The following is a 22,967-nucleotide window of genomic DNA, read 5'->3' as shown; positions in this document are numbered from 1 at the left end:
TCGTCTTGATCAATATTGAGCCGAGCGTAGTTGTGCGCTCGGAGACTTTCGGGAAATCGGCGGCAGGCGCTTCACCGATCAATCGGATTGCGATCACGGCCTACACGTTCGAGAACGAGGTCGATCCCGAAGGCGAGCTCAGTGTTCAGGAGCGCGCTAAGAGGGCTGAATGGGCGCGCAAGGCGTATTACCAGCGCCTTCGATGAAGCCCCGTGGCGACGCAAACATCCGGGACATCCTGTCGACGGTGGCCTCGTTGCGGGCCGCACGGGACCCTTTCAAAATCAGCCGCATTGCTCTCTACGTCGCATTGGCGAGCCTCGTCCTCGCAGGATGCACCCTGCTCCTGACAGACATCGGATCTGAGTCCGTTGCGGCCCACATCGGGACGTGGCTGCATCACTTGTCCGTCAGCCCGCGGGGTTGGCTGCGCGAGACCTTGCGTTAGCTGAGCTCTACCGATCGGAGACCGGTTAGAACGAACTGGCCAATGGGACCGCTTGCCATTCTGGGTGTCCCGCCCAACGCACATACAGCTGATTCGGAACCGGGTGACCCCACGCGGCTATCAGCATCATGTCGAGGCCCTCTCCGGGTCGCAACGATGCGCCGTTCGGCAGGTCTCGGGTAATCGCGTCGATTCTGGCGATGTCGATCTCAATGTTTTCTGCGATGTCGATGCCGATGTTGCGCAACACGAAGCAGTTCTTGGTGGGGTTCTCGATGCGCCAGTTGACATCACCGGGTCGGCGTCGTTGCCCCTCTGTCACCTGAAAAGTAAACCTGCCACCAGAAGTCCCGCTTGGCGGTCGGCCGGGCTTCCGCTCCCAAGTCTGGGCGAACTTCCGTACCGCGGCCGCGTCCCACACGGCGCCGCCGCGCAGATCAGCCAACGGCTCTGGAAACCCAGCGGTCGCCCGCAACTGATGCACCCGCTGCCGCGAGATCCCTAACTCGTCGGCGATCTCAGCCGCAGACATCAACTCAGGCATCGTGTACGCCTCGGCGCGCCGCCGTTGCTCGGACTCGGGGACGATCTCGACACCGATCGGCTGCCCGACGTCAACCACATGCAGAACCTCGCCCTGCATCTTGCTGAGCGCATCGAACAGGCCCATGTTGCCTGGCGCATACACGGTCACGTCGACGCCGCGGCCAGGGACACGAGCTACGGACACATCAAAACCTTCGAGGTCCCTCTCCCACGTGTCCATGGACTCCATCGGGGGGTCGGCGTCGAAGGTGAACGTGATGACCCAATCGGCAGTCACGATTCGTCTCCCTTCGTGCGTTGTGCCCGTTGTTCCTTCTTGCTCGGCGGCGGCCACGGCAGCCCGGCTTTCTTGAGCGCCACTACCAAATCCTGCGTTCGCCGGTACTCGTTGCTTGGTGTTGCGGGGTAGCGGGCGATGTATTCGCCTTGCGGGTTGTAGAAGCGTGTATAGCCGCTGGCGTCATCCTCGACCGTCCACTGTTGCGAACTCGCCCATTTGGCAATCTTGACGATTGCGTTGTTCACATCATCCCCTTAACCCTTGCGATCTGTCAATATTAAAGCGCGTAATACGAGACAACGTCAAGAGTATTTGGGTTGGCCTCGAGCGTAACCACCTTGGGGCCACGCCTCATGCGCACTGGTCAGACGATCCGCGCGCATGCGCACGTTGTGCACGGCAAACCTCGGCGCTCACTGATGCCGAACCGCGAAGACGCGCTGCCGCTACTTTCTGGCGGTTAGTCAGGTCGCGGGCAGGTTGTCGAGCCAGTCGGCCAACTCCTGGGGTGTTCGCGGCAGGAAGGTGTTGAACACCGCCGCTCAGCTCACTGGGCGCCCTCGTAATTGGCCACGAATGCAAGCACTCGCGGCGCAAGCGGGGTCATGGCCGGCCACAGGTTGCGCCGTGTAAAACCAGGACCGTTCTGCAACGCATGTAGTCCTGGCTTGCCCGGGTATTGGCTCAAGAGTTCGCGCACCGTGGCCACGTCGTCAGCCACGTTGGGATACAAAATCTTGTCCAGCTTCGCTTGAAGCGGCCCCATGAGCGGCTGAATCGCATTGATCATGTCCACCACGCTGGGGTCGGACTCCATGTCTTCCAACTCACGACGCTTCAGCCACTTCTTCCGGGAGGAGCGCCGCGTGAAGTCGAGCATGAACTTGCGGCTCATGTACACGTTCGCCGCAGGCTCGCCGTTCACTCGTGCCGAGAAGTCGTACCTGAACGCGTTGATGTCGCCGTGCTGCAGCGCACCCCGCATCTCTTCGAGCCAGCCGTACTCGAACGACGACTTCCTCAAATCTGTGAATAGCTGCTCGACAGCGGCAAGCTGTGCGGTGTCGCGGCCGAACGTCTTCTTCGCCGCATTGATCGTCTGTTCCCGGTGAATGTGTAGGGCAGCGGTGAACGAGATCAGCGCCGACCGCACTTTGCGCCTGTGTTCATCCCACGCATCCTCATCGAAGATTGGAATGCGGTTATCACGCAGATCCATCAGGAGCGCCATCAATACATCCCACAGACGGTCGCTCTCATCGGAGATGTGCTGCAGTAACTCACTGTCGATCATGCGCCGAAGCTGTTCGTACGCATCGCGATAACGCATATCCTCGTCTTCAGTCAACGAACAGACCTTCTCGAAGATTGGGGCATCAGACCGGCTGGGGTCGAGGTGAACGAGGATCGCGCCGTAGGGGTCTGATTCAGCCTCTGCGTCCTCGGCTTCCAGTTCGGCGTTCTTGGTCTCATTTGCTTTCAATGACTCATGTAACTGCTCACCCGCAGAGGCAATACGTTGCTTAATCTCGTCGTCAGAAGGCAGACCTTCTGCCAGCCACCGCCGGGCATCGTGGCAAATGCCGTCCAGTGCGTCTTTTACTTGCTGCTCAACGTCACTGCGGGTCAATCGGTCCCGAACGTCGGGCGTGTCCGCCCAATCCATCGATACCGTCGTCATCACCTTAGCCAGTGCGCCGAACGACTCGACGATCACCAGGATAGCCGGACTTGTTGGCGGCGGGCTATCGCTCATCACGGTGCTTTGCCAGGTGTCACAGGCACTCTCGCAGAAGTCAATTGGCGTTTCGCCGTCTAGTCCGTCGAATGACGAGATGAACCCCTCGAGCCGGCCGATCCAGTTCCTTACCCGCGCTACCTCTTCCTCCTCTTCCTTCACGTCTGTTCCTTTCCCTAAAATTGTCACATCGTGTATGCGGCTCCCTTCTGGTGGGCAACCCCATAAGATCGCACAGGTATGGTCCGAACGCGTGCAGCGACACGCGGCGTTTTTCTCGAACTGTGTCAGCAAGTGCCGCTCTGACCAGACGAGGTTTGGAAGGGGCCAAATGCGGGCCCAGTACAGTGTGCCGCTTGGCAGGCGGCGGCAAGCTTCCGCAAGCCGCTTGGCGGAACCTTCTTTCTGCTCGCCGAACGCGACGGCGGCCTGAACGAATGGGTGACGGCATTCTTGACGCGTGGCAGCGTGCCGAGAAGCGGGGGATACGTTGATGACCGTGGGGCACGCCGCGGTGATCGGATAACGCGCCTTGGGGACCACTTTGGGACCACACGTGATACGCAGTGGTGAACTCCTCCGCGTCTCTGCACGTCATGCGCAAATAGAGTGGGTCCGCAGACTGCAGACGACCTGCGGAGATGGGTTACCGCTACTTACTGGGGGTCAAGTGCATTGCCCATCCGGCCCTTCTGGACTTGCCAGCAGCATGAGATGTCTCCGCCGCCTGTCCAGGGATGTTCACACACGCTCCGAGCATAGGGTCGGTAGAGCACCCGCTTGAGGAACCTCAAACGGCACGCCGACACCGAGCGACCGCGGCCCGGCAGGACCGGAATGCCGACGTCCCGTAAGACTGGTTCGGTGATCCTTCCCGGTGAAGGGGGGCTAACCGGCATACTATCTGCGTGACGGGAGCTGAAGATCGGCTACGCCCGGGGTATCGACGGTCGATCAAGATCTCCCGGCGCGCCAGTCGTTCGACGACAAATCCGACCTGCCTAAATTGGCTCGCGCAGAACAGCTTTCGCTCGGGCTGGACCCCTCGACCGGGTCCGGACCGGACGGCAGCGACGGTGTCAGACGCATCCTCGGTGCGGTCACAACCCATCGAAACGGACTCGCCCAGCTGCGCAACCGCGTGCTGGGCACCCGACACGGTCCGGCAACCGCACGTGTCGGTCTCGGCAGCCGGCACGCACACCTCGCCGTCAAAGCAGCGCTCACCTTGTGCCAGCTGATGCTCGACACCTCGCCGACCCGAAGCGCCGTGGCGCAAAGGTCACTCGTAAGCTGCGCCCGAACGAAGATCACGAAAACAACCAGATTCGTTCGAGTTACTAAGCCGACCCCCAGTAGCGCCTATTCGGAACGCTTTTCCGACACCGCGGCGCGCAAACCCTCGGCCAGGTCCTCGCGGGTGAGCTCGCGCAGCCGTTGCAGCTGCTCGGCGGTGACCTCGACGTCGTCGCTGGCCAGCAGGTCATCGAGCTCGGTGGTGTCCAGGCGGTCATTGCGGTGATCGCGGGCCTTTTCGACCACGTTGCGCACAAACCCGGCGTTGCCCAACACGTCTATGCCGCGGATCAAATCGCCTTCGGCGGTGATGCTTTCGTCGGCATAGAACCTCTCGAAATCCGGGCGCAGCACCTCAACGGCCTCATCGGTGGTGACATCTTCATCTTCGCCCACCATCAGCTTGGTCAGCTCGATCAGCTCGGGCGGGGTGTAGCTGTGGAACTCGATCACGGTCGAAAACCGCCGCCGCAGACCCTGATTCACTTCCAGCATCCGCGCGGTGGCTTTGGCGTAGCCGGCACCGAACACCACCAGCTCGTCGCGGTGATTCTCCATATACAGCAGCAGCGTGTTGATGATCGCGTTGCCGTAGGGGTCGCCGGTGGAATAGCCGCGCTCGTGCAGCGTGTGCATCTCGTCGAAAAACACCGCCCCACCCAGAGCCCCTTCGAGCATCTCTTCGGTGTTTTTCTCCGCATCAGCCATGTAGCGGCCCAACAGCTTGGCGCGGCTGGTCTCCACCACCAGCGGTTTGCGCAGCACCTTAAGCCCGCACAGCTGCTTGGTGAAAGCCCTTGCCACCGACGTCTTCCCGGTCCCGGGCGGCCCGAGCAACAACGTGTGCCGAGAGGTCACCGGCACCCGCAGTCCCACCTTGGTGCGCGCCAGATTGACCTTCGTGGTGGAGCGGATGCGTTTGATTTCCCGCTTGGCTGTCTGCATGCCCAGCATGGCGTCCAGCTCGGCTTGCCCCTCGGCCAAATACTCCGAGGCCTTCTCTGCGTCGCGGGCCGTCTCGGTCTCTAGTCGGCTCGGGGCGCTTGCCGGGTCCCACGGGTCGGTGCGCGCCTCGATGGTTTCTGGGTCGGTCAGCACCAGCCGCCGGGTCGCGTCGTCCATCGCCTCGCGGGCCGGGGTGAATTTCGGGTCGCGCGAATACACCCGGCGCAGCAGCTGGGCGGCCTCATCTTCGCGGCCCAGGTGGCGAAGACACATCGCCTGGGTGTAGAGGATCACGGTGGCGGCTTGGGGTACGCGGTCATCGCCGGCGGCTTTGTCCCCGCGGCGAAACGCATCCTCGAACACCCCCAGCGACGCCAGTGCTGTGGTGGCCATCGCGGTGGCCGCGCACTCGTATTCGGCCCGATACCAACGCTTGTCGACCGGGAACAGGCGCAGCACATCGGTCCAGCGTTGGGTGCGGAAATGCAGCAGCCCGGACACGTAGCAGGCCATGTCGGCGTCAAAGGGATCAGAGGGCGTGCCCGCCGAGCTGAGCAGCTCATCAGCTTGGCTGTAGTTGGCTTCGCGGATCAACACTGTCGCGTACGCGCAGCGCAGCGCATCCACCGAGCTGATCGGCAGCTGCAAAAACAGTCCGTCGAACACCAAGGGGCGAAAGTCGGCGCCCAGCACCTGCAGTCGGCGGATCTCCCATCCGAAGGTTTCTGCGGCAGCCCAGGCCCCGGCCAGGACCTCCACCGTGTCCTCACCGGCCAGCACCCGGCCCATCCAGCCGTCACACACGCTCGGTTCGGCGCGGGTGACCGTGCGAAACATCTCGGCGGCCACCTGCCGGTTATGGCTGGGCACCAAGCCGCCCACACCGATGCCGGATGCCAGCAGCCCGCGGCGAAAAGCGCTGCGGGCCGGGCTTTCTGCGTCAATGCCTGTCATGGTTAGCTTCGAATCTTAGCCGCCCGTTAGGCTGCCCGGCGTGGGCCCGCGTCGGTCAGGCGGCGCTCATAATCGAGGTTGATGCGTAGCCGATATTGAAACGCCCATGTGCGGATCACCGCCGCTCCGGCGCTCTCCTGCTCGATATGAATATCGGCGCCGCTGGCCGAGCGTCTGCGGACCGTGCGCACCGTGACTGCCGCCCCCGCCGGCGCCTGCCCGCCCACCCCGTCGTAGACGATCACATACGGGTACAGCGAGGCCGGTAACTGCTCGGCCAGCCCTGCCGCGCCGACCACCTGTAGCCCGGCCCCGGTGACCGGCTGCCAGCGTTGGGGGCGATTGGTGCACACCAGGACCTGGTAGCCGGTTGCGGCCGCGCGCAACGCCACCTGCACCAGCAGTGCGAACTCCCCGCAGATCGTCACCGTGGCCAGCTCGGTCGGGTCACGCAGATCAACCAGCAGCGGGTGGCCGCTGGCAGTGGTGCCGACGATGATGCCCGTCGCCCCGATCGGCACCGCCACCTTTTCGGCGGCCGTCACCTCGCGCGCCGGTACCGCCAGCCCGCGGCTTGCGCTCAACAGCCCGGCGCGCAGCGCGGCGTCGTGACGACCCGCAAAGGGGTTCAGCCCGGTCAGCGGCGGCTCGGCCAGCGGCCCGCCGGTGTGATAGCGCACCATCACCCCCGCTGTGATGGCCCCGGTGTCGCTGCGGCGCAGCTGCACCGACACCACGGTGGCATGGGTGTCCGGCGCCCACAGCCGGTCAAGCGCGGTGCTGGAAATGTCGCCCGGCGACATCCAATAGGTCTGCACATAACCGCCCGCGTGGCGCAACCGGCCCCACCCTGGCCTCAAGCCCTTCGGGTCGATACCGGCCAGCACCGCCTCATCGGCGGCGCGGATCTGGGCCGCGGTCAACACCCGCGCCGGGATACGCAAACTGGTCAGCTCCGCGGCCAGCCATTCGGCCGCCGCGCTCATCGTGGCCGCCACCGACTCGCGCCACACAATCGCGCGGGCACTGGCCAGCGCGTCCAGCCGCACCACGAGCCAGGTGCGGCGCTGCCCGACCGCGGGATGATCACCCACCTCGGCCGAATACACCGGCGCATACGGGTGATGTGTTTTGGGGGCCCGCCGCGCGCCCACCGAGACGATGTCGATGCCCTGCAGGCTCACATCGAACTGGCTCAGCCCGGCGGCCACCGCCTCTAGGGGCAGCTTCGCCAAGGATTCCACCCGCGGGTAATCCAACACCGAGGGGCTATGCGGCGGCCCGTCGACAGCGACCACCGCCACCAAATGCGGGCCCACAGCGCGGATTCCGACCGGGCCAGACCCGAAGTTGCGCTCGTAATCGGCCAGCTCGCCGCCCGGCTCCCCCAGCCCTGACCGTCGAGCGCCCAGTGCTCGCCACGCCAGCGTCAACAGCGGCGCACCGCGCCAACGCAACACCGCCAGCAACGCCACCGCCACCCCCACCCCGGCACCGGCCCACCAGCCCGGCCGGCCCGCGACAGCCGCGCCGGCCGCCACCACCGCGACGTCGACGACGAACAACGCCACCAGCCGTGCCCAGCCGGCCGCCACGCTCAACGGGAAGGTCGACTTCATGAGCGGGCCCCCCGCCGGCGCATCAATGCTGCCGAGCCCAGTACCACCGAACCCAGCAGCGCCAGCCCGCCCACACCGGCGCCGGCCACCCACACCGGGGTCATGTCGCGGCCCACCTTCGGCCGTGCCAGTACCAGCGGGGCCGCTAAGCGTTGCGGCCCAACAGGTTCCCCCGGCGGCAGGTCATAGGTCAGGGCGGCCACCGGGTCGGCGATGCCGTGCCCGACCTGGTTATCCACCCCGCGGGCCGGCGCGCGTGCGGTGGCCAGCAGCCGGTTGATCACCTGATGGGCCGTTAACTGCGGGTACTTCGCGCGCACCAGCGCGGCCACACCCGAGACGATCGCGGCCGAAAAGGAGGTGCCCGCGGGGGCCACCAACGTGTTCTTGGTCCCCTCGACGGCGTTCATCAGCCCGTCGTCGCGCGGCGAGAGGCTTTCGACGTCGGTGCCCGGTGCCGCGATCGACACCCAGGGTCCGGCCATGCTGCTATCCAGCGGAGCACCGGTGGAATCCACCGCGCCAACCGTGAGCACGTAATCAGAAAACCACGCCGGCGTGGCCACCGTGGTCACCCCGGCCCAATCGCGAGGATCGTTGGGGGTCAACGGGTTATAGATCGGGTTCTGCTTGCAGTCGTTGCCGCCCTCGTTGCCGGCGTTGCCGGCCGCCGCCACGATCACCACGTTGCGGTCTACGGCCGCGTAGTGAATCGCGGCCCCCAAATCGCGCTGATCAATCATGTCGGTCGCGGTCATACACGACACCTCCGAAATGTTGATGACCGTGGCGCCCATGTTGGCCGCGTGCACGATCGCGCGTGCCATCGTGCGGATATCGCCGGCTTTGCGCCGCGTGGCCGGGTCCTGGTTACCGGCGAAGGCGTCCTTGGGGCTAAACGCTTTGGAGCTTTGCCGGATCGCGATGACCTGCACATCGGGGGCCACACCGGAAAACCCGTCCGCGGCCGGCGCGGCCGCCGGCGGCGGTGGGGGCGGTGGGCCTCCTGGTGGCGGCGGTGTTGGCGGCTCAGTCGGGCCCGGCGGCACCGGATCATCAGGACCGGGCGCCGGGCCCTGGGGGGCCGGCTTGGCCTGCCCGGCGGGCACCAGGACCTTTTGGTGTGGGCGGGGCTGCCAGCTCGCGCCGTCCGGCGGCGGCGGAGGCGGTGGTGGAGGCGGCACCTGCACGGTCACCGTTTGTGGTGGCGGCGGCGGAGGTGGGGCCTCAGTGGTCGGCACCGTGTCAGGATGGCGGCCCTGGCGCGGCGGAGGCAGCGGCGTCTTGCCGTCGGCTGGCTGGGCGGCGATCAGGGAGGCCACGATCGTGCCGTGCGCGTCACAGTCGGCCAGGCCATCCCCACCGGCCACGACATAGTCACCGCCGCCGATGAGATCGGGCAGCCGCGGATGCGGGCTGACCCCGGTGTCGATCACGGCCACCCGCTGCCCGGCGCCGCGGCCAAAACGCCACGCCTCAGCCAAATCCAGCATGTCCAAGTAGTGCGGCTGCACCCGGTAGTCCGTGCCCGGCAAGGTACCCACCTTGGTGCAAAAAGCGCCCTGGCGCATCGGCTGATCCGGGCCCGGCGGCCCATCGGGCGGGGTGGCGCCCACATCAATCTGCGGGGGCTCCACCGCCCCGACTGGGGGGGCGCCCCACAACCCTGTGAACCCGACTACCACGACAGTCGATACCGCCGCACACAGCTTTGCACGACTCACCAAAACCACTCCTGCTACCGGTACCGGATCGCGGCCAACACACCCATCAGCCAAAACGACAACGGGAAAATGCCGGTCAAGCACACATATTCGACCCACTCCACCACTTTGCGGAACGTCGGTGTGTAGAAGCGGTTGGGCACCACCACGGCGGCCACCAGCCCGGCCACCGGCACCACGATCATCACCGATGCCCCCACCAGCAGTGCGGGCATCGTCCACAGCCCCAGCACGTAACGCCCGGCCACCCCGATCACCAGCATCACGGCGGCCAACGCGAGAATCGTCGCCTGCCAGCGATCAGTGAACGAGCGGCCCCGCAGCAACACCGCGACCGCCACCAGGCCCGCCAGTACCAGCGGCAGCCAGCGCCGCGGAGCGTGCGGGTCGCACAACCCCACACTGCACACCACCGCCAAAGATGTTGTCGCGACCAACAACCCAGTCAGGTAGGAGTGCGCCCGGTGGGTGGCCACCGTCACCTCGCGCACCGACTCAGGCCCGGCGAACGTGGCGACCTGGCCGCTGGCCACCGCATGATCAGCCGGCAAATCCGGGCGTGCCTCAAAGACCCAGCGCCCCGACGCCGAGGGGAACACCGGCAGGCGAATCCCGGCCGCCCAGCGCGCCATGGTGGGCGACACATGCATCCCTATCAGCGCCACCAGCAGCAGCACCGTCAACAGGATCGGCGCCGAGGTCACCAGCACCATGCGCACCACACCCACCACCACACCGGCGGCCGCGGTGACAATCACCGCCGTGCCCAACGCAATATGGCGGCCAGTGAACCGCACCACCAGCACCGCGGCGAACAGCACCGTCGCCAATCCCAGCGCGGCGTGCGGGGCGCCCACCGGCCCGGGCACCGCACCCGCAGCACCCACCGCCGCCGGTAGGCATCCGGTCAACAGCAGCGTGTCACCGACGCCGCGCGCCACCACGCTGGCTTGGCGCGCCAAGATGATCACCGCCGCCGCCAGCAGCATCGCTGCCAGCCCACCGCAGTAGGCGGCCGGCGCCCAGCCCAGGTGCCCATAACGCCACCGCCCCAACAGCGCCGTGCCGGCCAGCACCCCGGCCACCACCATGCCCGCGCCGACGCGGGCCGCCCACACCGGGCTGACAGCGGGCCACCGCTTAGTGAGCTCGGCGGCCACCGCCGAGGTGACATGCTCGACGACGTTGATACGGGCCTCGGTGTCGGCGGCGAACCGCAGCCACAGCCGGGTGCCGTCGCTGACCTTCTGGGCGGCCAAGGATAGCCCCGGTTTCAGCGGGCTGCCATCCACCCAGCACAGCGTCCAGCGGCCTCGCGGGCCGGCCATCAGCGCCGGCTGCCCCAGCTCACCAAGGCGGGTATTGACTAAGTCCACCAACGCCGCCAACTGCACCGACACCGGGGCGGCGGCGTCGAGCACCACCCCGATCTTGGTGACCCCGGCGATGACCGCGACCAAGACCCGGTCGGGCAGGGCCGGTCCGGCCGAGGCGGTCACGGGGTTGGTTGTTGTCGACCGTTCGATAGTCACGCGCTCAGCGCCCCCGCGGTGGGGAACCCTTCGGCCAGCTCGGCGGCCAGCTCCAAAAACGCCAGCCGGGTGCGTTTGTGCAGGGCCGGAAAGTCCAGCGTGTCCGCATCCCGCAGGTGCGGGTCCCACGGGATCGTCTTGACCGAGCGCACCCGAGGCCCCACCGTCTCGGTGATATGGGAGATGAACGTCTTATTCGCGCAGTCATGGGTGTCGTTGAGCACGATCACTGACCGCTTGAGCAGCTCGTGGCCGTTTCGGGCGGCCAGCCAGTCGACCGTGGTCTCGATCGCCAGGCCGCCCTCGGCAGTACAGGAGCCGATGATCATCAACGCATCCGAGACCGACAGCACCGCTTTGAAGAACTCGGTTTCGACGTCGGCGCCGCAATCCACCAGTGCCAGTTGGTAAAAGCGGCGTGTCAAGGTGACGGTGTCGAAAAACGTTGTCGCGTCGAGGTCCATCGGATTGGCGACATTTTGGTTGCCCGCCAACACCTCGAGGCCCTGCTTGTTTTGTCCGGTGAAATGACGTGCCTTGGGATAGTCGACCACGACGTCTTTGGCGGCAAGGAAATCACGAATTGAGCTCAGCGCCTTGGGATCAACGAAACGGCCCAGACCGCCGTAGGTGGTGTCGGCGTCGATCGCGATCACCTGTTGTTTGCGCTCATCGGCGAACACGGTGCCCACGCCGGCGGTCACCCGAGTCTTGCCTACTCCGCCTTTGACCGATATCGACGCGATTTGATAATTGCCGGGAATGTTGGAGGTGACCCGCGCCTTCCAGTCGCGCAGCTTGCGCTCGTGAGGGCCCGCGCCCAAATTGACCAGTCCGCCTGTGCAAGCGTAAACCGCTTTGCGCCAACCGATTTCGGCCGGTTCGCGGCGGCGTTTCACGACTTCCTCGACCTGGACATGCCTGATGGGTGCTGATCCGGCAGTGCGAAGGTCCGCCCGCGGTGCCCACCGTTGCGACGGGTCGATACGCGGCGGTGACCACCCCTGCGGCGGCGGCGGTGACTGGTTGCGCTGGTCGAAGTGCGGGCGCGGCGGGATCGGTGCGGGCGCCGCAGCATCCGGGCCGCTGGCCGTTGACGCTTCCGCGCCCGGCGTCCGCGCCGCCGGCGGCCACGGCACCGCGTTGGGGTGCCCGACGGGCGGCGCCGGGCCGAACGAAGGCCCGGCGGGCCCAGGAGGCGGCGGCGGTGGTGGTTCGGGTGCAGCGTGAGCGCCTTCACTGCCATCCGGGGCCGCTGACGCGCTGCCGGGTTCCGGCGGCCACCCGGCCGCTGCTCTGTCGCCTTCCGCGGGTGGCGATGCGAACTCGTATCGGCTCACCGGCGGTATCTGCGGTGGCGGCGGCGCGCCCGGCTCGGGCAGCCGCAGATCCGCCAACGACACCTCCTCGGTGAGGTCGTCCGTAGGTCCCGGATGCTCGCGGTGTGCCTCGGTGTTGTCCGGCGGCAGATAACGCGACATGAAGTCGGAATTGTCAGACATTACTAGTCCCCATATAGCTGGCGTTTACTACGTCCGATCCTAGGGGCAGAATTCTTGCTATACCACGCCCGCTCAGTATTTATCGAGAACAGTTTGCTTGGGGCAGGTGGCCCAGCGTTTAGTCAGGCCATTCGTTCGTGGCTGGCCCAGGCTCGCACCCCGACACTGTCGAAGACCGTCGTCAGGGCGTGATGTAGCTGGCCAGGTGTGGCCGGGGCGATCGCCAGCCACTCCTGTTGGCTACCCGGTGGCGGGTTGAGCCGATACAGCGCCACCCGCCCCGAGGCGGTATCCCGCAGGTTCAGCACCGTTTGGCTCCACACCGTGTCGATATCCACATGGGCCCGCGCATAGACCAAGGCCTCCGCCTGCGGATCTTCTAACGCCGCGCCCAGCTCAGCCAGCGCCCCGCCGCGTAGCCCCAGCGCGCGCAGCGCAGCCAGCTTAGCCGCGGCCGAATCGGCCTTGGCATGCATCGCGATCGCGGTGCGCATGTCATCCAGCGGTACGTTGACCGCACTGATACGTGCCGGCTCCACCCGGTGCACCGAGTCCAGCGCCTCACCGACCAGGCGTTGCACCCACTCCTGATCGGTTCCAGGGCAATCGTCGATGGTGATGTAGGACCCGGCGCGCACCGCCGAGGCCCAGCGGCCGTCGCGGCGGGCCAGCACAACGCGCAGCTGCTCATCGGGTATCGCACGCCAGGTGCTGGGCTCGTCCATCACCACCGGTGTCACCACGTTTATCGGCCCGCGAGACACCAACAGGATCACTTCGACGTCAGGGCTGGCCAATACCTTCATGCGCGCCGCGATATCGGAACGCACCACCGCGCCCTCATCGGCAATGCCCTGGTCGACCAGCACAGCCAAACCCGGGTGCGCGGTGAGCCATTCGGCGCTCTGCGGTTGCCCGTAGGGCCGCCCGCGCAGCTCAGGGGCAAGCAGGGAAATGCCCAGCATGGCTTGCAGCAGCCACAGCCCCTCGAGGTTGACGGTGATGTCGGCGGTCGGGGTGGTGGGAATTTCAGCGGTCATCATCGAAGGCTCCCTGGTCGCTAACGCAAACGTGGCGGCACCGCATCCGGTGCCGCCACATCGTCGCCCTCGACCAGTGCAGGCTAGGCCCACGAAGATCCGACGGCGCTGTCGGTGCTGTTCATGTTGGCACCGGCGGTCTGCACCTTCTGCCCGTGGGCGCTGGCTTGCTCGTAGATCACCTGGAAGTTGCGGCCCAACTGGGTGATGAACTCCTGGCAGGCCGTCGAGCCAGCGCCGCCCCAGAAATCCCCAGCCGCGAGCACGTCGCGCACGATCGCTTGGTGCTCGGCCTCCAGGGCAGCGGCCTGGGCGCGGATGAGGGCGCCGTGGGCATCGACATCACCGAACTGGTAGTTGATCGACATTGTTCTCCAGTCTCCTTGGCGTAAAAGTTGGTTTCGGACCCGGCGGCTAGCTGCTCAGGATCTGCTGAGAGGCCTGCTCTTGGGTCTCGTAGTTGTTGGCATCGCGGATCAGGCCGTCGCGCACCCCGTGCAGCATGTTCACGATGTTGCGGAACGCCTGATTCATCTGGCCCATGGTGTCGTAGGACGTGGCCTGAGCCTGCCCGCTCCAGCCGGCGCCGGCGATGTTCTGCGAGGACGCCCACATCTTGCGGGCCCCGTCCTCAACGGTTTGGGCGTGTCCCTCGAAACGGCCGGCCATGCCCCGCATCGCGTGCGGGTCGGTCATAAAGCGGGTGGCCATAATAAAGCTCTCCTTAAAGCGCAGGTGATTTTATTTCAGCGTTGCTGTGTGACCAGTCTATTGGCCTGATCTAACGCCGGGCAATGGTCGGCGCAACCTATTTTGCACAAATTTTTTCTCGCCTCATGTGACTAATGTGGGGCTAGCGTCGGCGTAGCACTTTGACCGGTTTTCCATACCGCGGTGTGCCGTCACTGTCGGTGCCGCGGCCGTGCATCCCAGCGGCCATCGGCGTACCCCCATACATCCCCGAGCCCCCGGTGGTGGTGGCCGGCGCGGCCGCCACCGAGGGACCCCCGCCCGAGGCGGCCACCGGTGCGACCGCCCGCGCGGTACTGGCGGACTCCACACCGGCGCCCCCGGACGTCCAGGTCGCCGGCACCGATAACCCGCCCAGCGATCCCGCCCGGCCGGCCGTGGCCTCCACTTCCGAGGCTGCCCCGCCCAGCCCCGCAAGCCCGGGCCCGCCGGCACTCGTTAACGTTGACGCCCCGCCCGCACCGAACATGCCCGGATTCATAAAACTCATGAACGGGCTCAGCAGGGATTGGAACTGGCCCAGCCCGCTTGACCCCAGCCCGCCGCTCAACGGTGAGGAAAGCCCTTGTAGCGCTTGGGGAATGCTGCTGACCAACTCCGGGCCTATCGACAGCATCGTCTCGCCGTCCAAACCGGCGGGCAAGCCGGCGTTACTGGCGAAATTCATCGGCTGCTGTCCGGCTGAGGTGCCGCCCGACTGGCCCAATGCGGCCGCTTGCGCCGCCAGCCCCATCGGATCAGAGTTCGCCAGCGGCGGGCCGAACGGGACCAGCGTGCCGGTGATGCCCGAGGCCTGGCCGGCGAAGCCATACATCGTCGAGGTGTCCTGGGACCACATCTGGGCGTAGTGAGCCTCGTTGGCCATGATCGCCGGGGTGTTGAACCCCATGAAGTTGGTCGCAACCAGCGCCGCCAGCTGGGCGCGGTTCTCGGCGATCACCGGCGGGGGCACCACCCCCGCCCGGGCGGCCTCAAACGCCGCCGCCGCCGCAGCGGCAGCCGCAGCCGCCGCCTGGCATTGCTCGGCGGTGGCGATCATCCACACCACATACGGTGCGGCGGCCAACGCCATCGTCATCGACGACGGACCCAGCCACGCCGTGCTCGTCAGCGCCTCGATCACCGCCTGAAACGCCGCTCCTGCCGAGCCCAGCTGCGCGGAGAGCGCCTGCCACGCCGCCGCCGAGTCCATCAAAGACGCCGAACCCAGGCCGGCGTACATCCGGCCCGAGTTGATCTCCGGTGGGACCTCGTAATCCATGGCTGGGGGCCGCGACCCTCGGGTTAGACCATCGCGACGGTGTTGATCGCCTCGGTCGCGGCGTAGTCGGCCGAGCTGGCACCCATCGTCGAGACAAACATCGCATGAATCACCGACCCGATCGCCTGAGTCGCCTGGTACACCCCGGCGTGCGTGCCGAACGCCGCGGCCAACAGAACCGAGGCAGGCTCGGGCGCCGGCGGCACCACACCCAGCGTCGGCGCCGCGCCCGCAGCGTTACCCGCCGCTACCGCCGACCCGATCCCCGCCAACCCCGACGCCGACGCATCAATCCCAGCAGGTAACGCCTCGACAAACATAGAAATCCTCCCCGCAAACAACCGACCGGAGCATTTACCCGGTCTGATGACAAAAGTGTATCGGCGCGCACCGACTTACGCGCGGCCCATCAGCGATCTAGCCCAACCCGGCATCGGCTACTTGGACGTAAATTCCCGATTCGCCCGATTCGGCGGTATTCATCAAGAATCCGCGGCCCCGCGGCATCGAGTGCCCCTTCCATTTCCCCTTCACAAAGCCGGGGTCCGGGTCAGAATCCATGACCAGCAGCGGCTCGGTGGCATCCCGAAGCAGCCTCAGTACCGGATCAGCCCCCAGCCCCGCCATGAACGCCCCGAACAACCGGGTGTAGACGATGTGCAACCCCACGTCGGCGCCCGCCTGGACGAACGGAGCGATCGGGACCAGCGGAGAGTCGTAGCCAGCCGGCAGCCGCTCAGAATCATCGATGATCAAAAAGACCTCCGGGCCCTCCCAGTGCCGCTGGCCGATCTGATCAACCGACACATCGTCGCTGGGCATCCGCGGCGCAAGCACCTGGGCCAACTCATCCATGCGCTGCTTGACCGCCGTCGGTGTCGACGCGAAGCGGTGCACATACGACGAATCCAGCACACTGAGCAGCTGGCGGCGCGGATCAATCAGCCACACCTGCGCGGCCGGGCGGCCCGCCTGCCCTGTCACCACTTGACTTGTCGACGCCTCGGCGCCCGGGGCATAGACCCGCCCAATCTCGCGCATCACCGTCGCGCACGCCGTGGTGCGCCCGCACTTGGTTTGCCCCGTGATCACCAGATGCTGGCCGTCGAAGAACACCGGACGCTCGGTCTCATCGAGCGCCCACACCATCGCCGACGCCGCCCGGCCATCCCCGCTCGCGCGGGCGGCCAGCTCGGCCCGCGCGACCCGTTGGGGCAGCCGGCGAACCTTCGCCGCCGGGGTAAACCCGCTGGCCACCCGGCTGACGGCATCGGTCACGCTGCGTGAGTCGAACACCTCGCCAGCGGTGGACTCCAGCGCCGGGCGGGCCATCAGGGTGTGCAACCCCACCGGGTCCCAGCCGGCGCGCTCGTAGTTCTGTCCGATCATGCCGCGCCCTGGCCGGCCCGAAGGGACCTCGGCGGCCAGGCGGGGCTTGGCCACCAGTTGGGCATCGTTGATATCGGCCAGGCGCAGCTCGACTCGAGACCCGAAGTCCGCGCGTACCGACACCTGCAGGTCGGTGCTCTTGGAGACCGCGGCCACCACGTGAATACCGAACGTCGGCCCTTCCTTGATCAGTCGGTTCACCTTGTCTTCGACCAGCGCCGGATACTCGCTAGCCAGCGCCGCGTAGTTGTCGATCACCAAAAACACGTCGCCGTAACCGTCATCGGGCATCGCCCCTGGCTCACGGCCAGACTTGCGTCGGCGAAACACCTCCATCGACATCACGCCGGTCGCCTCGAAACTGCGCTTACGTGAGGCCAGCAGCGCCGTCATCTCCGCCACGGTGCGGCGCACACCGTCGCCGTCCAGCGACATCGCCACACCACCGACATGCGGCAACTCCGCCACACTACCCAGCGCCGCCGAGGAAAACGCCAAGCAATAGACCTGCACCTGCTCGGGAGTATGGGTCATGGCCGCCGCGCAAATCAGGTCCTGCAGCGCCGTCGTCTTGCCCGAGCCCTGAGCGCCGACGATCACCACATTGGCCCCCGGGCCCGACACGTCAACCGTCAACGGATGCTGGTCGTGCTTGAACGGCCGGTCCACCAGCCCGATCGGGAACACCAAATTCGGGGTGCGCGCATAGTCGCTGTCCCAGCGCCGCCCCAGATGGGTGTTCACCAATTTCTCCACACTCCACGGCGCACCCAGCGGCGGCTTCCACAGCCGGTAGGGCTCAAAGTCAATTCGGCGCAGCTGGTCGATGATGATGCGACCCACCTGTGGGCGCATTAGCGCAGTGACGGCCTCGGCATCCTCGCTGTCGCGGGGCGCCTCGATCACCTCGTCGACGTCGCCGCCCGCATCGTCGGCGGGTGCGGAGGCCTCGGATTCATCGGGCAGCGGCAGCGGGGTGAAATCCGTGGAGAACAATTGCGGCGCAAAATAACTGACCGACGCCCCCTCAGCTTGGGGGCCGCCGTCGAGGTCCTCGGTGCCGGGTTTGCGGTACTCACGCCACAAGAACTCGCCTTGAAATTTCGTCAAGGTGCTATTCGACGGGCTGCCCTCTAAGAAGTAGCACTGCCCAGAACCCCTGAGGTTCACCGCGTTCGGCACGCCGATCGCCGCGGCGGCCTGCGGTGTTTTCGTTTGCAGGGCCAGCCGATACCCCATGTTCTCCAACAGCGCCTCAGCGCGGGTGTCGATCTGCTGGCTGGCCATGTGCAGATGAACCCAATACGCCCGGCCCTGGCGGCAAATCCGATCCAGCGCCACCTGGATCTCACTGCCCATCAGCTTGAACAGCTCGGCGAACTCATCAATGACCACCATCAACACCGGCAGCGCCGGCAACACCTCGGCGGCCCCCGACGACAACTGATCCGCGCGCAGCTTGTTGTATTCGGTCGCATCATCAGCACCGGCCAAATCGCACAAGGCTTTACGTCGTGCGATCTCGCCGTCGAGCGCGTCGACGAAGCGGCCCATCAGACTCTGGTCCTCTTCGAGGTCGGTGATGATCTGGGCCACATGGGGCACCCCGGCGAACGGCCGCACACCCGAGCCGCCTTTGAGGTCGGCCAACATGAACTGCAGATTTTGCGGCGGATGCCCCAAAATCAGCGACTCAATTAACGCACGCAACATCATCGTCTTGCCCGAGCCGGTGGTGCCGGCCATCACCCCGTGCGGGCCCTGACCGCCCTGGGAGCCCTCTTTAAGGTCGACGAAAAACAGCTCGTTGTTATCGGCGCGGTTACCCAGCGGCACCTTGAGCCGCTGCGGGGAGTTGATGTCGCTGCGCGAGGCCCACAACCCCTCGAAATCAATATTGGCGGCATCCTCAATGCCGTAGTACGACAGAATATCTCGGGCCATCACCCGCTGCCCCGTGTTGATTTCGATCGCCTCATAGGCCTCGGCCAGCCGCCAGCGCGACATCCGCTCGGCGAACGTCTCGGCCGCGTCGCGACTGACCTGATCGGCGTAGGCGAAAAACTGCGGCTCGTTACCCTGGGCGTCCCACGTCACCGGGTCGCGCGGCACCGCGTTGATCACCGCGTTCTCACCGATATAGAGCACCCGGCGCGGATCACGGCACGCCGGAACCCGGCCTGAGCCGCGCACGTCGAAAAACGTCAACCCGTTGACCCCTTCGGGGCTTCCGAAACGATCCCAACCCACCTCGGCGTCGCACACAATCAACGTGTGCGGCAACGGGTTAATCGGGTCCTTGGACGCTCCCAGCCGGGCCCGGAAGTCCCCACGCCCACGCAATGACAGCGCATCCGCCTGCGCGGCAACGAAATCGGCCACTGACCCATACACCATGCGCACCGGGCCGGCGCCATCCTCGACCACTGGGTCACCGGCATGCGGCAGCCACTTCACCCAATCCCACTCGGCCACATCAGAAGTCACCACCACCAGCCGCAAATGATCAGGGCCGTGAAAAAACACCAACTCGCAGATGATCGCGCGCATCAACGCCAGCACCCGCTCGCGCGGCCCGCGCAGCTCATAACCGGGCTCCACCATCAACGACACCAGCGCGGGCACCCCATAAGCCACCGTCTGGTACTGCATGAACTCCTGGAGAACCTTGCCCGTCACCGGCTCGAGCTCGATATCGGTCGGCGCGTCCTGCGGCTCGGCGAACACCGCGGCATGCGACTCCACCAAATCCGTCATACCCACCCCCACCCGGGCCACCCCGAACCACGCATCAGAACCGTTGGGCTTGCGCTCCCACATCCGCACACTGCCCACACTGGCTTCCAGCGTCTCCGGCGCCGGGTGATACCAGCGGTAGTTCTCATCCAACCGGTCAGCCAACTCCGAAGTGATTCCCCGCAGCTCGTCCATGACCATGCAAAAACGCGCCCGCAGCGCATCGAGCTTCGAGCGCGACATCTCCTGCGAGCCCCCGCGCCCGCCGAACAGCATCGCCATCAGACCACCGACCATCACGATCGGAAACAACGAGCCCGCCCCGGTAAACGAGCGGGCCCCGCTGGCGAACGACACCCACACCATCGCGCCCACCAAACCCATCAAGCCGACAATCAACACCACCGACCACAGCGGTTTGCTTTGCGGCGGCGGAACTTTCAGCGGTGTAAGCAGCTCAATGGTTTCAGGGCGAAACGACGGCGCCTCAGCGGTCTCCTTTCGGGCAAACCCATGCTTCACGACTTCGGCACCTCCAATTCAGCCGGGTTGGCATCGACAGGCAGCGTGTTGTGGCGCACCAGCGCATCAGCGCGCGACAGCGCCGGCCCGGCGGCCAGCAGCCGCAGAGCCAGCCACGGCGCCGGGCTCGGGGAATGTTTCTTCAAACCAAGTGCGTTCATCGTGTCCTCCTCGCGCGGCACCCCGAAACGCACACCCGATTCCGAGATCCACCACAACGACTCCACCGTGGCAGCTGACGGTGAATTACCGGTTGACACCACATAATTGGCGTACTCGGGGCCCAAATACACGCGGTCGGCCTGCATCTGCGTGCCCGGGGTTTTCACCAAGTCCACCACCTTGTCCACCTGGGCTTCGGCCACCGGGATGGTAGGCCCGGCGATCACCGACGTCGTCGCCATCGACTCCCCGCCGACTTTCTCCCAGTGCCAGCAGGCCGCCGCGTTGAGCTGGCTGTCGATCACCTGCGGCGGCGCGGCCGGGAATGCCGACAAATCCAGCGTCTGCACCACCGGCAACTTGGCCAACACCGGCCCGGCCACCACCGGCATCACCGCGCCAGCCGGCCCGGCGTTTTGCAGCACCTGAGCCACCACCGGCGACACCGGCTGCACGCCATCGGTCAGCACCACCGAGTAGGCCGTCTGACCACCCACCTGAGGAGTCGACACCACCGTGCCGATCGGGCCCGGCGCCCCGGCGAACCGTGGCGGCGACCCAGCTCCCGGGATCACCGGCACCGACAACTCCGGGCCCACCGGAATGGCATCAAACAGCGCCCGGCTCATTGGGCGCGACCCCAACACCGCGTCCTCGCCCAACCCCAGCGCCAACAGCACCGCCCGGGCGCCCTGATTAATCAGCGAGCGCCGGCCATCGCGGATCAACCACACCGCATCCCCATAGCGGCGCACCATCGCATCACCAGAGCCCAGCACATGGCGGCGCGGCCCCAGATCCGGCTGGCCATCAATAATTGTCACCGTCACCGGCTCCGGTGCTGCTGTCCCGAACGCTTTGGTGATCTCATCGCACACCAGCCACGACGAGCGGCCCGGCGACGTCACCGCCATATCCTGCGGTGCGCCCGCAATACCGACCAGCGGCCCCCGCGGGTGCGCTTCAATCTCGCTGCGGCGCACCCGAACCGGGTTGGCCGCCTCTCCGGCGATCAGCCGCGCCGACGACAAATTCAGCGCCGGATACAGCTTGTCCCCCACTCGCACATACAGCGCACCCGAATCCTGATCCGCCAAAATCCGCGCCTGCCCCGCCGAACCAGCCGGGCGCACGAACGACCAAAACAACGCCCCCAGACACAGCACCGCGGTGATCGTCACACCCGCCAACATCGCCATCGACTGGCGCCGGCCCGGTTCGGCCTCCATCCGCACCCGCCGCCGCGTCATCGCCAACACCGCCCGGCGGGCAAAAAACATGTGCCCCGACACCTGCACCCGTGTCGACAACCCTAGACCGCGGCCGCGCCATCGCGACTCTTCCGCCTTATCCATTCCCGGCTCAACCACCGCTACATCCCCACCGAAAATCGTTATCCGATAATCCGTTTCACCACAACACGTCCTTGCGGGAAGCCCGAATACTGGACATGGCCGCCCGGCGTGGGTGCCTCGATCACTTTCGTCGAGGACACCGCGAGTTGCACATGCTCAGGCCGGCGGCCCGAGAAATTGGAAAACACCAAATCACCGGCCCGCACGTCAGCCCGGTCCACCGGCGTGCCCACCCGAATCATGTCGTAGGTCATGCGCGGCAACCGCACCCCCGTGTGAGCGTAGGCGTCCATGACCAGTCCCGAGCAGTCGTATGTTCGTGGCCCCGTCGCGCCCCACACATACGGGCAGCCCAGCTTCGTCTCGGCGTACTGCACTGCCCGCAACGCCGTCCCCCTACCTCGGCCATCGCCGCCGAACATCCAGGCACCCGACTCACCACCCGGCTCCTCGCCGCCGCTGCGCAGGCTGCCCATCAGTGACGCTGGTATGCCCGATGCCAAGCCAGTCACGCCACTGAAGGCGCCGCTGCCCGACGTTAAACCGCCCAGCCCGGACAGGGGCATACCCCCCATCCCCGCTGACCCGATGCCGCGATAGCCCGCGGCCAGCTCGCGGAGCCGCAGCGCCAACAACCGGTTTTGCGCCGTAGTTTGATCCAGCTGACGCTGCATCGCCGCCAAATGCTGATCCATCGTCGCCATGATCAACTGCGCGCCCGCCGGCGAGCGGCCCAACCCAGCGGTCGCAGCCCCCACCGCGCGGGCCTGATCACGAATCAGACCCGACGCCGCCCGGCCCTGAGCGCCCACCGCCCCGCCGTGGGTGACCGCCTGCCCCGAGCCCTCATCAAGACCATCCGTACCAGCCTGGACCTGCTGGTAGGCGCCACCAGCAGCCGTCGCGCCACCAGTCAAGCCGCTGTCTTCGCCCGGGGCGGCCGGCACCGGGCCCCTACCCGCGCCAGCGGCAAACACCTGCCCACCCTCACCGGGCAAGCAGGCCGGAAACAACCCATAACCGCGAGTCAGCAGCCGATCAACCCCAGCCACGAACTCCCCAACACTCACCCACCAAAATTAACCTGAGCAAATCCCCCCGGCCACAGCCACGCACAATTGCCCCCTGACTGTAGGTTTTCGCCGTCGGCGACATCTCCGGCTACCGC

17 protein-coding genes and 1 pseudogene are annotated in these 22,967 nt (G+C 66.2%); 2 read left to right on the top strand and 16 right to left on the bottom strand.

Annotated elements, in window-relative coordinates; all coding sequences use genetic code 11:
* The first annotated feature begins 5 nt into the window (after positions 1 to 5).
* On the top strand, positions 6 to 206 hold the full coding sequence (locus G6N66_RS09175) for a hypothetical protein (protein ID WP_139825225.1): 201 nt from the start codon (positions 6 to 8) through the stop codon (positions 204 to 206).
* A 267-nt stretch (positions 207 to 473) separates the two neighbouring features.
* Here G6N66_RS09175 and G6N66_RS09170 read toward each other — a convergent pair whose 3' ends face one another.
* The 3 genes from G6N66_RS09170 to G6N66_RS09160 form a co-directional block, all read right to left on the bottom strand.
* Positions 474 to 1,271: a hypothetical protein gene (locus G6N66_RS09170; RefSeq protein ID WP_085233058.1), complete on the bottom strand. Its 798-nt coding sequence runs from the start codon at positions 1,269 to 1,271 to the stop codon at positions 474 to 476.
* Positions 1,268 to 1,519, bottom strand: a complete 252-nt coding sequence (locus tag G6N66_RS09165; protein ID WP_085233059.1) for a hypothetical protein — start codon at positions 1,517 to 1,519, stop codon at positions 1,268 to 1,270. The genes G6N66_RS09170 and G6N66_RS09165 overlap by 4 nt, the downstream gene beginning before the upstream one ends.
* A 302-nt stretch (positions 1,520 to 1,821) precedes the next feature.
* Entirely contained in the window at positions 1,822 to 3,174 is a 1,353-nt protein-coding gene (locus G6N66_RS09160; RefSeq protein WP_085233060.1) for a hypothetical protein, read from the bottom strand.
* A gap of 844 nt (positions 3,175 to 4,018) precedes the next feature.
* Between G6N66_RS09160 and G6N66_RS30355 the strand changes: the two are divergent.
* A pseudogene (locus tag G6N66_RS30355) lies at positions 4,019 to 4,249 on the top strand (abortive infection family protein); the annotation flags it as partial.
* A gap of 125 nt (positions 4,250 to 4,374) precedes the next feature.
* Here G6N66_RS30355 and eccA read toward each other — a convergent pair.
* The 13 genes from eccA to G6N66_RS29095 all read right to left on the bottom strand — a co-directional run bounded on the left by eccA (position 4,375) and on the right by G6N66_RS29095 (position 22,869).
* Positions 4,375 to 6,207, bottom strand: a complete 1,833-nt coding sequence (eccA, locus tag G6N66_RS09150) for a type VII secretion AAA-ATPase EccA (protein WP_085233062.1) — start codon at positions 6,205 to 6,207, stop codon at positions 4,375 to 4,377.
* A gap of 26 nt (positions 6,208 to 6,233) precedes the next feature.
* Positions 6,234 to 7,826 carry a type VII secretion protein EccE gene (gene eccE / locus G6N66_RS09145; protein ID WP_085233063.1) on the bottom strand — a complete coding sequence of 531 codons (1,593 nt, stop codon included), beginning with the start codon at positions 7,824 to 7,826 and terminating at the stop codon, positions 6,234 to 6,236.
* Entirely contained in the window at positions 7,823 to 9,550 is a 1,728-nt protein-coding gene (mycP, locus tag G6N66_RS09140; RefSeq protein WP_232079244.1) for a type VII secretion-associated serine protease mycosin, read from the bottom strand. Before mycP ends, eccE begins: the two co-directional genes overlap by 4 nt.
* Before the next feature lie 14 nt (positions 9,551 to 9,564).
* On the bottom strand, positions 9,565 to 11,082 hold the full coding sequence (eccD, locus tag G6N66_RS09135) for a type VII secretion integral membrane protein EccD (RefSeq protein WP_085233065.1): 1,518 nt from the start codon (positions 11,080 to 11,082) through the stop codon (positions 9,565 to 9,567).
* Positions 11,079 to 12,584 (bottom strand): MinD/ParA family ATP-binding protein, encoded by a 1,506-nt coding sequence (locus G6N66_RS09130; protein WP_085233066.1) that lies wholly within the window; start codon positions 12,582 to 12,584, stop codon positions 11,079 to 11,081. Before G6N66_RS09130 ends, eccD begins: the two co-directional genes overlap by 4 nt.
* 122 nt (positions 12,585 to 12,706) lie before the next feature.
* A complete protein-coding gene (locus G6N66_RS09125) occupies positions 12,707 to 13,627 on the bottom strand; it encodes an ESX secretion-associated protein EspG (protein WP_085233067.1) in 921 nt (306 codons plus the stop codon).
* Positions 13,628 to 13,707: 80 nt separating this feature from the next.
* Entirely contained in the window at positions 13,708 to 13,992 is a 285-nt protein-coding gene (locus tag G6N66_RS09120; RefSeq protein ID WP_085233068.1) for a WXG100 family type VII secretion target, read from the bottom strand.
* 46 nt (positions 13,993 to 14,038) lie between these two features.
* Positions 14,039 to 14,335 (bottom strand): WXG100 family type VII secretion target, encoded by a 297-nt coding sequence (locus G6N66_RS09115; protein ID WP_066911568.1) that lies wholly within the window; start codon positions 14,333 to 14,335, stop codon positions 14,039 to 14,041.
* Positions 14,336 to 14,477: 142 nt separating this feature from the next.
* Positions 14,478 to 15,635: a PPE family protein gene (locus tag G6N66_RS09110; RefSeq protein WP_085233069.1), complete on the bottom strand. Its 1,158-nt coding sequence runs from the start codon at positions 15,633 to 15,635 to the stop codon at positions 14,478 to 14,480.
* A 23-nt stretch (positions 15,636 to 15,658) separates the two neighbouring features.
* A complete protein-coding gene (locus tag G6N66_RS09105) occupies positions 15,659 to 15,955 on the bottom strand; it encodes a PE family protein (protein ID WP_066911562.1) in 297 nt (98 codons plus the stop codon).
* 97 nt (positions 15,956 to 16,052) lie between these two features.
* The gene (gene eccCa / locus G6N66_RS09100) at positions 16,053 to 20,282 is read right to left on the bottom strand and encodes a type VII secretion protein EccCa (RefSeq protein ID WP_085233070.1); all 4,230 of its coding nucleotides are present in this window, start codon (positions 20,280 to 20,282) and stop codon (positions 16,053 to 16,055) included.
* A complete protein-coding gene (eccB, locus tag G6N66_RS09095) occupies positions 20,279 to 21,799 on the bottom strand; it encodes a type VII secretion protein EccB (RefSeq protein WP_085233071.1) in 1,521 nt (506 codons plus the stop codon). The genes eccCa and eccB overlap by 4 nt, the downstream gene beginning before the upstream one ends.
* Before the next feature lie 38 nt (positions 21,800 to 21,837).
* Entirely contained in the window at positions 21,838 to 22,869 is a 1,032-nt protein-coding gene (locus G6N66_RS29095; protein ID WP_085233072.1) for a C40 family peptidase, read from the bottom strand.
* Positions 22,870 to 22,967 lie beyond the last annotated feature (98 nt).

Source organism: Mycobacterium conspicuum (assembly GCF_010730195.1).
Classification (GTDB): Bacteria; Actinomycetota; Actinomycetes; order Mycobacteriales; family Mycobacteriaceae; genus Mycobacterium; species Mycobacterium conspicuum.
Note: the sequence above shows the minus strand (reverse complement) of the source record. Positions and strands in the feature narration are given on the sequence as shown.